General features: G+C 41.9%; 11 protein-coding genes and 1 pseudogene. All 12 read left to right on the top strand.

Annotated features, from left to right (window positions below):
- Positions 1–127 precede the first annotated feature (127 nt).
- A complete protein-coding gene (locus GKG43_RS01155) occupies positions 128–883 on the top strand; it encodes an IclR family transcriptional regulator (protein ID WP_055152970.1) in 756 nt (251 codons plus the stop codon).
- Between the two features lie 114 nt (positions 884–997).
- Positions 998–1,996 carry a sialidase family protein gene (locus tag GKG43_RS01150; RefSeq protein ID WP_055152968.1) on the top strand — a complete coding sequence of 333 codons (999 nt, stop codon included), beginning with the start codon at positions 998–1,000 and terminating at the stop codon, positions 1,994–1,996.
- A gap of 24 nt (positions 1,997–2,020) precedes the next feature.
- Positions 2,021–2,941, top strand: coding sequence for a dihydrodipicolinate synthase family protein (locus GKG43_RS01145; protein WP_055152966.1), 921 nt, complete (start codon positions 2,021–2,023; stop codon positions 2,939–2,941).
- A 14-nt stretch (positions 2,942–2,955) separates the two neighbouring features.
- Positions 2,956–3,945, top strand: coding sequence for a tripartite tricarboxylate transporter substrate binding protein (locus GKG43_RS01140; protein ID WP_055152964.1), 990 nt, complete (start codon positions 2,956–2,958; stop codon positions 3,943–3,945).
- 57 nt (positions 3,946–4,002) lie between these two features.
- The gene (locus tag GKG43_RS01135; protein ID WP_050640531.1) at positions 4,003–4,473 is read left to right on the top strand and encodes a tripartite tricarboxylate transporter TctB family protein; all 471 of its coding nucleotides are present in this window, start codon (positions 4,003–4,005) and stop codon (positions 4,471–4,473) included.
- A 12-nt stretch (positions 4,474–4,485) separates the two neighbouring features.
- Positions 4,486–5,982 (top strand): tripartite tricarboxylate transporter permease, encoded by a 1,497-nt coding sequence (locus GKG43_RS01130; protein WP_129878383.1) that lies wholly within the window; start codon positions 4,486–4,488, stop codon positions 5,980–5,982.
- Between the two features lie 22 nt (positions 5,983–6,004).
- On the top strand, positions 6,005–6,472 hold the full coding sequence (locus tag GKG43_RS01125) for a YhcH/YjgK/YiaL family protein (protein ID WP_055152962.1): 468 nt from the start codon (positions 6,005–6,007) through the stop codon (positions 6,470–6,472).
- 211 nt (positions 6,473–6,683) lie between these two features.
- Positions 6,684–6,791 (top strand): annotated as a pseudogene (locus GKG43_RS01120) (type II toxin-antitoxin system antitoxin, RelB/DinJ family); the annotation flags it as partial.
- 150 nt (positions 6,792–6,941) lie between these two features.
- Positions 6,942–7,637, top strand: coding sequence for a response regulator transcription factor (locus GKG43_RS01115; protein WP_154253232.1), 696 nt, complete (start codon positions 6,942–6,944; stop codon positions 7,635–7,637).
- A 3-nt stretch (positions 7,638–7,640) separates the two neighbouring features.
- Positions 7,641–8,489: a HAMP domain-containing sensor histidine kinase gene (locus tag GKG43_RS01110; protein ID WP_055153039.1), complete on the top strand. Its 849-nt coding sequence runs from the start codon at positions 7,641–7,643 to the stop codon at positions 8,487–8,489.
- A 222-nt stretch (positions 8,490–8,711) separates the two neighbouring features.
- Positions 8,712–9,398 carry an ABC transporter ATP-binding protein gene (locus GKG43_RS01105; protein ID WP_050640528.1) on the top strand — a complete coding sequence of 229 codons (687 nt, stop codon included), beginning with the start codon at positions 8,712–8,714 and terminating at the stop codon, positions 9,396–9,398.
- Complete coding sequence (locus tag GKG43_RS01100; RefSeq protein ID WP_050640527.1) at positions 9,391–12,015, top strand: FtsX-like permease family protein; 2,625 nt, start codon at positions 9,391–9,393, stop codon at positions 12,013–12,015. The genes GKG43_RS01105 and GKG43_RS01100 overlap by 8 nt, the downstream gene beginning before the upstream one ends.
- Positions 12,016–12,222: the final 207 nt, after the last annotated feature.

The following is a 12,222-nucleotide window of genomic DNA, read 5'->3' as shown; positions in this document are numbered from 1 at the left end:
AAAAAAGCATTGAAAAATATATGGATTATATCCTATTGTCATTACAAAATAAGTATGCTATCCTTTTATTAAGATAAATTTATAACAAAGTTCTGATATACAGAACGATAGCAAGAAGGGATTATAAATGGCTGAAAATGAAATAAAAGTTAAGTCTCTAAAAAAAGCATTGGATGTTCTGAACTGTTTCCTGGTAAAACCAACTTGGGGAGTTACAGAAATAAGTGAAAGGCTAGGATTATATAAAAGTAATGTATATGACATTCTTACAACACTTAAGATAATGGGGTATCTGGAAAAGGATGAGGAGACAGAGAGATATAAGCTTGGAATGCAGGTGTTTGCATTGAGCAGAGCTATGGGGGATACATTTTCCATTATTAAGATAGCTATGCCATACATGCAAGAGCTGGCTAATATCACAGATGAAAGAGTTTATCTGGCAATACCGCATGATAGAGAAGTTGTATATTTGGAAGCTACATATCCGGCAGAATCAGTCAATCTGATGAGATCTATTTTGGGAGAGAGGGCTGAAATGCATTGTACCGGTATCGGAAAAGCAATGTTAGCGAATCTTTCTGAGGAAGAGATTAATAGATATATGGAAAAAGATCTTACAGTTTATACAGATCATACAATTACGGATGTGTCAAAGCTTAAAAGAGAACTTGAGGTAACAAGACAGCGGGGGTATGCGATTGACAACATGGAACATGAGTTTGGCGTAAAGTGTGTTGCAATGCCGATCTTTGATAAAGCTCATAAATTGTATGCGGCAATTAGCGTCAGTGGCCTGGCTGCTAATTTTACAGAAGACCAGATAATAGAATGGGCACTACTGATAAAAAAGTATGTCGCAAAGATTGAGAATAGGTTGTAAAAGAAGAATATCATGGTTGAATAAATAGTGTGAACGTATTTTATAACGTTCACATTAAAAAAAGGGATATATCAGAACAGCGCTCTGCATTACAGAACGAAAGGAGGAGAAACAATGAAACTGATAATGAAAAAATGTCCAACAGCTATGTGCCATGCATCAACCATATTGAAACTGGATCAGGACAAATTTATTGTAGCATGGTTCGGCGGTACAAAAGAGGGCATGGAAGATGTAGCGATTTGGATTGCACGAGGCAATGAAAAGCATTTTGAAGAGCCTGTAATTCTTGCACAGTCAAATGAAGCACATTGGAATCCGGTTTTATTTCGCATCGATGAAAAGAAAATCATAATTTTCTATAAGGTCGGAAATGAAATCGGCAGCTGGAGAACGATGTATCGTATTTCAGAAGACAATGGCGAGTCCTTTGGAGCAGAAAAAGAGTTGGTAAAAGGAGATCTCGGAGGAAGGGGACCTGTCAGAAACAAACCAATTCGATTGAAAAGTGGGAGAATATTAGCTCCTGGATCTACCGAACAGGGAATATGGAAAGCATTTGTTGATTATTCAGACGATGAAGGAAAAACCTGGAGAAAATCACAAGAAGTAGAAATAAAACGGCTGGCATACAAAGAAGGAGAGAGAACTGTTGCAAAAGAGAAAAGTTCTATTCCGGTAAGTGAACAGTCATTTTACGGAAGAGGAGTGATTCAGCCCACTCTTTGGGAAACTAAACCGAATCAGGTTCATATGCTTCTGCGAAGCACGGAAGGGAAAATATACCGCAGTGATTCAGAAGACGGAGGAGAGACATGGACAGAAGCATATGCAACAGAATTGCCTAATAATAACAGTGGGATTGATATGATTCAGACAGAAGACGGAAGAGAATTCCTTGTGTATAATCCAGTGGGAGTTAACTGGGGAGAAAGAACACCTATATCACTTGCTGTCTCAAGTGACAATGGCGAAACCTGGAAGAAGATTAAGGATCTAAGTACAGGGGATGGGGAATTCGCTTATCCGGCGATCATTCAGGATGAAGAATTTCTGTATATAACATACACTTACAAAAGGGAAAATATAGCCTTTTGCAAAATAAAGAAATAAAAAGGAAAGTGAGGAAGAAGCGAAATGGAAAAAGAATTTCCAGGGGGATCATGGCCAGTTATGCTGACACCTTATACTGACAAAAATGAAATTGATTATGATGCCCTGAAGGAACTGGTAGACTGGTACATTGAAAATGGAGTATCAGGAATGTTTGCCGTATGCCAGTCAAGTGAAATGTTCTGTCTGTCATTAGAAGAACGTGTAAAATATGCAGCAAAAACAGTGGAGTATGCAGCGGGAAGGGTTCCGGTTATCGCATCCGGTCATGTCTCAGATAATCTGGAAGATCAGATCAAAGAACTGAATGAGATTGCAAAAACAGGGGTGGATGCGGTAATACTAATTACAAACCGACTCGCAAAAGAAGGCGAAGACGATGCAGTATGGATTGAAAATTGTAAAAAAATATTAGATAACCTAGGATACGAAATCCCACTCGGTTTTTATGAGTGCCCGTATCCGTATAAAAGATTGATGTCACCAGAAACAATTTCATGGTGCGCGTCTACCGGGAGATTCTATTTTTTGAAAGATACCTGCTGTGATATCGATCAGATCAAAGAGAAACTAAAGATTATAAAGGGAACAAATCTAAAATTGTATAATGCAAATACAACCACCCTATTGGAATCATTGAAAGAAGGAGCCGCTGGATTCAGCGGTGTAATGGCTAACTTCCATCCGCAGTTTTATACATGGCTGTGTGAACATTATACAGAGGAAAAAGCCGGAGAAGTCTCCGACTTTCTGACAATAGCATCTCTGATTGAAAGGCAGTATTATCCGGTAAATGCGAAATATTATCTTTCGGAAATAGAGGGGCTTCATATCACAACCAACAGTAGAGTAAAAGAAAAAGAAGGACTGACAAATACGTTCAAAGAAGAAGTACGGGCACTTAACCGGTTAGAAAAAAGAATAAATGAAATAGTATCAGAGTAGAGGAGGAAAAACAAATGAAGTGTAAAAAATTAGCGGTATTAATCATGGCAGGTGTATTAGCTGTATCGGCATTAGTGGGATGTTCCAGCGGAGGTTCTGAAAAAGGTTCTGCAGATGATTATCCAAGCAAAGATATTTCAGTAATTATCCCGAAAGCTGCAGGCGGGGGAACCGACACAGCGGCAAGAGGGTTGATGCAGTATATGAAAGAAAATCTGGAAGGTTCTAATTTTGTGGCAACAAACAAACCGGATGGCGGTGGTGTGACAGGAATGGTGGAGACATCAGCAGCAAAGGCAGACGGATACACGCTTGGAATGGTTACAGTAGAACTTTCTATGTTCCCATGGCAGGACAAATGTCAGGTTACACCGGAAGATTACGCAGCAATCTGTGCTCCGATTGCTGCGCCGGCGGCATTGATTGTACCGGCAGATTCTCCATATGATACAGTTGATGATTTTGTAGCTTATTGTAAAGAAAATCCTGGATCAGTAGAGGTGGGAAACTCTGGTATGGGAGCAATCTGGCACGTAGCAGCAGTAAGTTTTGAAAATGAATTTGATGTTAAGTTAAAACATATACCATATCCGAACGGTTCTGCTGATATTGCAGCAGCTCTGACAGGCGGGCATATTGATGCAACAATCGCTGATCCGTCAAGTTATAAATCTCAGGTAGACGCAGGAGAAATGAAGATTCTTGGTATTATGTCAGAAGAACGCTCCACCATTTATCCAGATGTTTTGACATTTAAAGAGATGGGACATGATATGGTTATCCGTGCATGGGCAAGCCTTGTTGCACCAAAAGATACACCAGAAGATATTCTGACAAAATTAAGAGATGCCGCAAAAACGACATGCGAAAGTGATGAATTTGTAGAATATTTCGAAAAGCAGGGAATTGATCCACAGTGCATTATCGGTGAGGACTGCCAGAAAATGATGGAAGATGACTTTGCAATGTATGAAGATCTGTTAAAAGATATAGAAGTGGAATAGTACAACAATGGGAAAAGGAAAAATTTCCTTTTCCCAAATAATAGGAGGCAGAATAATATGGGAAACATGAAGAAAGCAAATTACATAATTTCTGCAATCATGTTTTTAGTGGGATTAGGAATTGTGGTGATGTCATCATCATTAAAGATTCAAATTGGCGATGGCGATCCGGGAGCAGGATTCTGGCCAATGCTTCTTGGAGCTTTGATTATCATTTTCGCAGTGGGACTGGCAATCTCAACATTGAAGAATAAAAAAATGCTGGAAGAAAAAACATTTACGATATCAACTCCGGCAAATATGAGGGTATATATTTTATTTGGGGTTATCGTTTTGTTTTGTGTAATTCTCTATTTCCTTGGGTTTTATATCGGAGCATTACTGTTTATACCGGCGGTTATGTATTTGCTGGAAGTAAGAAGTGTTAAAAAAATTGTATTGACAACTGTGATTACGCTGGCTGCGGTATATGTACTATTTGGTGTGTTGCTGAATATTTCTCTGCCGGACCCGATATTTATGAGATAGGAGGTGGAAAGAATGGCAGATATAATGACAGCACTTGGTAATGTATTTACAGTGACAAATCTGCTGGGTTTGGTTTTTGGAACAGGGGCAGGTATTCTGATCGGGGCCATGCCGGGACTCTCTGTTAATATGGGAATTGCTCTGTTGTTTCCTCTTACATTTGCATTCCAGGGTGTAGGCGGTATTCTAATGTTGCTTGGAATATATTGTGGTGCGATATATGGCGGATCTATTTCAGCGATTCTTTTGAAGACACCGGGGACACCTGCATCTGTTGCTACAACACTGGATGGATATCCCATGGCCACAAAGTTAAAACAACCAGGAAGAGCTTTGGGCTTGTCAACTTTTGGCTCAACGTTTGGCGGAGTATTCAGTGCAATCTGTTTGATCATCTTTTCACCATTACTTGCATCGGTTGCTTTGAAATTTTCTAAACCTGAATACTTTGCACTTGCAATATTTGGACTCAGTATCATTACAAGTGTATCATCAGGTTTCATAGCAAAAGGGCTGCTTGGAGGATTTATCGGATTATTTATTGCAACAATTGGGATCGATAATCTCAGTGGTTCTATGCGTTTTACATTTGGTTCTACTTATTTACTTGGAGGAATTTCATTTGTTCCGATACTGATCGGATTATTTGCGTTTTCTCAGGTACTTCAAAGTGTTGAAGACTGTTACAAAGAAAAGCATACAAAGACGGATGTAAAGATTAAAAGAGTATTTCCAACATGGGCGGATATCAGACGTGTATTTGTTACGCTTCTTCGTTCTTCTATATTTGGAACATTTATTGGTTGCATTCCGGGAACAGGCGGAGATATTGCTTCTTTTGTATCATACGATCAGGCAAAGAGATGGTCAAAATATAAGAACAACTTTGGAAATGGAGAGCCGGAAGGTATCGTTGCACCTGAGGCAGGAAATAATGCTGTATCAGGTGGAGCGATGATTCCAATGCTGACACTTGGAATTCCAGGAGACGGAGCAACAGCAATTATGCTTGGAGCGCTGATGGTTCAGGGAATGCAGCCCGGGCCGTTATTATTCAAAGAACAGGCAAGCTCAGTTTATGCGATTTTCATAGGACTGCTGCTTGCGAATGTTGTAATGGGAATTATGGGATTTTCCATGATTCGTGTATTTGTAAAAGTTGTAAATATACCCAAAGAAATTCTTCTTCCGGTCATCTTTACACTTACATTTGTCGGGGCGTATGCATATAACAATTCTATAATAGATGTGTTTGTAATGGTTGGATTTGGAATCCTTGGATATTTTATGAATAAGACTGAGTTCTCTATGTCGGCGATTGTTATCGGTATCATATTAGGTGCACTTGCGGAAACTAATTTCCGGGGAGCGCTTACAATGAGTGATGGAAAATTCTCCATTTTCTTTACACATCCAATCTGTGCAGTATTTTTAGCTTTGGCAGTTATTTCTCTCTTTTCACCGATACTTGGTCCTGCTGTGAAGAAAATGTTTGGAAAGAAGAAGTAAACGAAGCTGGAGATAGATAAAAATGATTTTTGATAAATTAGAAAATCTGAAGACTTATGGAGATATAAAGCCGTATGCAGAGCAGATAGTATCCTTTATCGAACAAGTCCAACAAAAAGGAATTGCGGAAGGACGGTACGCGTTAGATGGAGACAAGCTATTTGCAATCGTGCAGAGTTACGAAACAAAAGACCGGGGAGCCGGAAGAATGGAAGCACATCGAAAATACGCTGATCTGCAGTATATCGTTGATGGAGAAGAACGAATCTATGTGGATTTTGCGGACGAACTGGAAACGGAAGAGGATAGAACACCTAAAGAAGATATTATTTTTTATAAAAAGAGAAAAAATTATGGTTATAATATTCTTAATAAGGGGAAATTTGGGTATTATGCACCACAGGATGCCCATATGCCGTGCATAAAGAATGAAGAAAAAGGGCCAGTAAAAAAGATTGTTTTTAAAATAGCAATGGCAGGTAGTCTATAAGATTACCTGCTATTTTTGTAATGTACATAGCAAATAAAGTAATGGGGGCGGGCATCTGGCTTCTCACCACTGGCGATTTTAAATAAGCCAGATGCCGTAACTATGCGCGGCCCATAGGCCGTGAATAGTAACTTATTGTACTAAAAAATGGGGTTCGTGCTTGTTGCGTAACAACAATTGCGTTACAATCAAACAAAGGAGATGAAAGCATATGGAAAAATCAGCAACATTGAATTTAAGAGTGAATCCAAGTGTAAAACAACGTGCCGAAGATGTGCTGTCACGTTTAGGAATCCCGATGTCAACAGCGATAGATATGTAATTGAATCAAATTGCACTGACAGGTAGTCTGGGAGATTACCTGTTGTATTTTTGATTTAAAATTGATGATGTTGTTTTATGGAAGATTCAGATAGAAATTGCTGTTAACTATTTTGTATGTTATAAAAATTGATCCGCAACAGGAATTATGAAAGGACAGATTACGGGAAAAATAATCTTAATTATAGAAGACGACAAGGGCCTGAACCAAGGCGTGGCACTGGCTTTAAGGAAACCTGACTGGAAGTTTTTGCAAGCCTTTTCTTTGAAGGAAGGCATGGAATACTGGGAGACAGCAGAAGTGGACATGGTGCTTTTGGACATTAATCTGCCAGATGGCAGCGGATATGATTTTCTTGGGCATGTGCGTACGACTTCCAGCGTTCCGGTTATCATGCTCACTGCCAACAATATGGAGATCGATGAGGTCAGGGGAATCGAGATGGGGGCCGACGATTATATTACGAAACCGTTCAGCCTGATGGTTTTAAGGGCCAGAGTGGAGCGCCTGTTTGCGCGCCTGGAAAATGATACGGGAAGCAGATACGAAAAAGGCGGTTATTCCTTCGCGTTCGACAGGCAGGTGTTTGAAGTTTTGGGGAATCCGATCGAGCTGAGCCGTACGGAGCAGAAGCTTCTCCGCATGTTTATATCGCACCCGGGACAGACATTGACAAGGGAAATATTGAATGAGGGAATCTGGCAGGAGGGATCTGATTATATTGATGAGAACGCCCTGTCGGTTGCCGTGGGCAGGCTGAGGAAAAAGCTGAAGCGCAAAGAGAAGGAAAGCCCGATCAGGACTGTCTATGGAATCGGGTATGTGTGGGAAAAAGGAGAATAGATGATGGGCATATTGAAAACGAATCAAACGATGAAACGTTTGGAACAGATGCTTGATGAGGCCATGGAAGGTACATTTCAGGAAGTCAATTATGACGAGACAGAGCTTTCAAGGCTGGAATCCAGATGGAAACAGTATCTTTCCACCTCGAAGCTGTCAGTTGAGGCGGCACGCAAAGAGAGAGCGGACATCAAGTCCATTCTCTCAGATATTTCACATCAGACAAAAACACCACTTGCTAATATCATTCTATACAGCGAACTTTTAAAAGAACAGCCGCTAACCGAGGAGGGGGAGGTGATTGCAGAGCAGCTTCATGTACAGGCGGAAAAGCTGGAATTCCTGATTAAAGCACTGGTGAAGATGTCCAGGCTAGAGAGTGATATTCTGGAAGTTGTTCCGGTGAAACAACCGCTCAGGCCTTTGGTTGAGAATGCTATAAGGGATGCAAAAGCCCATGCACAGGAAAAGTCCATCACAATCCTGGAACCAGATTTTGACAGCATTGAAGCGGTCTTTGATTTGAAGTGGACGGAAGAAGCGCTTTTTAATATTCTGGACAATGGGATAAAATACTCTCCCAATGGCAGCACATTAACAGTATCTGTAATCGAATACCCAATGTATGTGTGCATCAGAACAGCCGATGAAGGTCCTGGTATCCCGGAGGAGGAAAGAAGCAGGATATTCAGCCGTTTCTATAGGGGGGCAGGCAACCAGCAGGAGGAAGGCGTCGGCATCGGCCTTTACCTGGCCAGGGAAATCGTTAGAAAAAATGACGGATATATCAAAGTAGGGCCCGGCACAGAGAAGGGATCGGTTTTTGAAATTTATCTGGGGAAGGGAGTCTGATTCTTGTGAAATTCTATCACAACTGTTAGGATTCAGACAGAATGTAGTTAGGATTGCCCTGTAATATTGAAGATACGAAAGGAGATTGCATTTCGGTGCAATCTTTTCATATCAATAGGAGATATGGCCCTTTCAGTCATATGAGAGAATTGTGTTACTATGCACGGGCCATAGGCCGTGAATCGGAACAGAATTGTTGAAACATCAGAAGGAGGAAAACAAATGGCTGTATTAAAGACAAAGAATCTGAAAAAATATTACGGGAAAGATGCAATCCTTGTGAGGGCCCTGGACGGGGTAAACCTTAGCGTAGAGAAAGGGGAATTCTTATCGATTGTAGGGACCAGCGGTTCCGGAAAATCCACGCTTCTTCATATGCTGGGGGGACTTGACCGCCCAACGGAGGGGACGGTATACGTGGACGGAAAAGACATTTTTGCCCTGAAGGATGAAGAGCTGACTATTTTCCGCAGACGAAAGATCGGATTTATTTTCCAGAGTTTTAACCTTGTTCCTGTACTGAATGTATATGAGAATATCGTCCTTCCGATTGAACTGGACGGAAACCAGGTTGATAAGGCGTTTGTAAAAGAGGTCATCAGAACACTGGGACTGAATGAGAAATGCTACAGCCTGCCTTCACAGCTTTCCGGCGGACAGCAGCAGAGGGTTGCCATTGCAAGGGCACTGGCATCAAAGCCAGCTATTATCCTGGCGGATGAGCCTACGGGAAATCTGGATTCTGCCACGAGCCAGGACGTACTAAGCCTGATGAAGATTACAAGCCAGCGGTACGGGCAGACCATGGTAATGATTACACACAATGAGGGGATTGCCCAGCTTTCAGACAGAATTATACGGATTGAGGACGGAAAGGTGAGAGGTAAAGGCGGTGAAAGCCATGCGTAAGGTGAAGAACAAAGAGGTGATCCGCCGCCTGTCGGATAAAAGCTTTAAAGTAAATAAGACAAGGAATCTGATAGCTGTGGCTGCAATAGCCCTGACATCAATGCTGTTCTCGGCACTGTTTTCTGTAGGCATTGGGACCGTATATACCTTCCAAAGACAGACGGCAAGGCAGTCCGGCGGCGATGCACACGGGGTATTCAAAGAACTTACACAGGAGGAGTATGAGAAACTTAAAGTACACCCGCTGATTAAGGAGAGCATGCCATGCCGGCTTGTGGCGGATTATGTCCGGAATCCGGAATTTTTAAAACGCCATGCCGAAGCCTGGTACTATCCGGAAGAAGCCTACCCGCACTGTTTTATAGACATCATAGAAGGAAAAGCACCAAAAGCGGCAGACGAAATCCTACTGGATGAGACTTCTATGGAGCTTTTGGGGCTTCCGAAAGAGCCCGGACAGAAAGTCACTCTGGACCTGCAGCTGCATAATTATGATGAAACCATTACAGAGCGCACATTTACTGTGTCCGGGGTTATCAAATCAGATCCGGCTCTGGATGTGGGATTTGCCCTGGTATCCCAGGCCTACGTAGAAAAATACGCACAGGAGCTTGAGTATAAGGGGCAGGATGACACCGGCTCCACTATGGGTGCTATCCGTATGGATGTTATATTTTCCAATAGTCTGGGTATCCAGAAAAAGCTGGATCGGGTGCTGACGGAAAGCGGATTTTCAACGGAACCGGGAGATGACAATTATATAGCCAGCAATGCCAACTGGGCATATGTTTCTGACGGGGCAGACACAGATCTCACCACCGTAGGCGCTGTAGCGGGAGCTCTTGTGCTGATTCTGATTACCGGATATCTGATCATATATAATATTTTCCGTATTTCCATCATGAAAGATATTCGTTATTACGGACTGCTCAAAACGATCGGGACAACGGGACGGCAGATTAAAAAAATTATCCGCAGGCAGGCTTTGAAGCTTTCTGTCATAGGGATCCCAATCGGACTTTTGGCCGGGTTTTTCGTAGGAAAAGCGCTGCTCCCTGCTATTTTGAATACTACCGGGACAGTAACTCGCGGGGAGACTCAGGTGCCGGTCAACCCGGTAATTTTTATAGGGGCAGCGGCATTCTCACTGGTTACGATATTTATATCTACCGGGCATCCTGCAAGATTGGCGGCAAAAGTTTCTCCAATTGAAGCGTTACGCTTTACGGAAGGTAAGAGGGCAAAGAAGAAAGGGAAACGTTCTTCAGGCGGCGGAAAAATCTGGAGGATGGCGCTTTCTAATTTGGGAAGAAGTAAGGGAAAAACATCCATTATTATTGTATCGTTGTCTTTGGCAGTTGTACTTTTAAACAGCGTGTTCACGATCACAAATTCTTTTGACATGGATCTGTTTCTCAGAAGCTTTACAAATTCCGACTTTTTAATCGCCAATGCCAAGTATTTTAACACGGATTTTTATCATGGTATCTCCGAAGAAGAGATTGACGAGGAAAATCTTACGGAATCCTTTATAGAGGCATGCCAGGGAATTAACGGGTTTGAAGAGGGCGGGCGCATCTATGCCGCCAATAGAAAAGTGGGGGTTAAGAAAGATAATATAGCGGTTCCGGAAGGATATGACGTCGATGAAAATGGAAATCCGGGAGAGTACTACGGAAAAAATTTTATACCAATTCCACAGATGGAGAACGGGGATTATTCCGTTATGTTTTATGGAGTGGAAGACTTTGTTGTGGGCGAGATGAAAGTGTGGAAGGGCGAAAGCGATGCGAATACTATCCGGGAAAAGCTTGCCACGGGGGATTACATCATCTATTCTACAGAGGTTGATGACAAAGGCGAGGTGCTTGAAGATAAAGTACTTCACCAGCCTGGGGATAAGATTATACTCAATTATATGGATAAAAACGGAGAGTATAAGGAAAAGGAGGTCACTGTCCTTTCTGTAATAAAAGATGATTACTGGAATCTTACGAACCGCCTGAATACAGAATTTACTTACTATGTAAGTGCAGATTTCTTTAAAGAAATCATATCTGAAAAGTTCCTTATGAGTTATTCCTTCAACGTAAAGGAGGGAAAAGACAGAGATGTGGATGCATGGCTGGACAGCTATACCGGGAGCCGTGAACCGCTGATGAATTATTCTTCAAAACTGCAGTATGTAGAGCAATTTTCATCTATAACAGGAATGTTTCTGATGGTGGGCGGTTCTCTTGCATTTGTCATTGGATTTATTGGGATACTGAACTTTGTCAATTCCATTCTGACAGGAATTATTTCAAGACAGAGGGAATTTGCCATGATGCAGGCGATTGGTATGACAAGGAGGCAGCTGACAAGACTGGTCATTGTGGAAGGGCTCTATTATGCTCTGCTGACCATCGCATTCTCTCTGGCAGCGGGGTGTTTCATCTCATTGACCATAGTTAAGGCGTTGTCCCAGGGAATGTGGTTTATGAGGTATGAATTCCTGATTACCCCGATGCTGATCGTATTCCCGGTTCTGATATTACTTGGAGTACTGGTTCCGTATCTGGCGTTCCGGTTTGGAAATTCTGGCAGCGTGGTGGAAGAATTACAGAAGGTGGATTAGGACATTTAGGTAAGGGGGACTTGTTCATTCAAGTCCCCCTTAATTTTTTACGGCATTTGGCATTCCGGCTGCTTTAGCTCCAATTCTCGCACCAAAATATTTGCCGGAAGCTCTTGTTGAATGTATAAAAATGTATATAGACCAGCGCCAAGGATCAAATGGAAATGGTGCGGTGGAAATCGGTAAGGTCTTTTTCACGATATGTTA

This window comes from Eubacterium sp. BIOML-A2 (genome assembly GCF_009680135.1).
GTDB lineage: Bacteria > Bacillota > Clostridia > Lachnospirales > Lachnospiraceae > Faecalicatena > Faecalicatena contortus_B.
This window is presented reverse-complemented; position numbering and strand designations above follow the sequence as displayed.

Bases quoted from the DNA above. Each gene is read 5' to 3' on its own strand.
- GKG43_RS01150 (WP_055152968.1), top strand. From the start codon at position 998: ATGAAACTGATAATGAAAAAATGTCCAACAGCTATGTGCCATGCATCA.
- GKG43_RS01105 (WP_050640528.1), top strand. From the start codon at position 8,712: ATGGCTGTATTAAAGACAAAGAATCTGAAAAAATATTACGGGAAAGAT.
- GKG43_RS01155 (WP_055152970.1), top strand. From the start codon at position 128: ATGGCTGAAAATGAAATAAAAGTTAAGTCTCTAAAAAAAGCATTGGAT.
- GKG43_RS01130 (WP_129878383.1), top strand. From the start codon at position 4,486: ATGGCAGATATAATGACAGCACTTGGTAATGTATTTACAGTGACAAAT.
- GKG43_RS01115 (WP_154253232.1), top strand. From the start codon at position 6,942: ATGAAAGGACAGATTACGGGAAAAATAATCTTAATTATAGAAGACGAC.
- GKG43_RS01140 (WP_055152964.1), top strand. From the start codon at position 2,956: ATGAAGTGTAAAAAATTAGCGGTATTAATCATGGCAGGTGTATTAGCT.
- GKG43_RS01125 (WP_055152962.1), top strand. From the start codon at position 6,005: ATGATTTTTGATAAATTAGAAAATCTGAAGACTTATGGAGATATAAAG.
- GKG43_RS01100 (WP_050640527.1), top strand. From the start codon at position 9,391: ATGCGTAAGGTGAAGAACAAAGAGGTGATCCGCCGCCTGTCGGATAAA.
- GKG43_RS01110 (WP_055153039.1), top strand. From the start codon at position 7,641: ATGGGCATATTGAAAACGAATCAAACGATGAAACGTTTGGAACAGATG.
- GKG43_RS01135 (WP_050640531.1), top strand. From the start codon at position 4,003: ATGGGAAACATGAAGAAAGCAAATTACATAATTTCTGCAATCATGTTT.
- GKG43_RS01145 (WP_055152966.1), top strand. From the start codon at position 2,021: ATGGAAAAAGAATTTCCAGGGGGATCATGGCCAGTTATGCTGACACCT.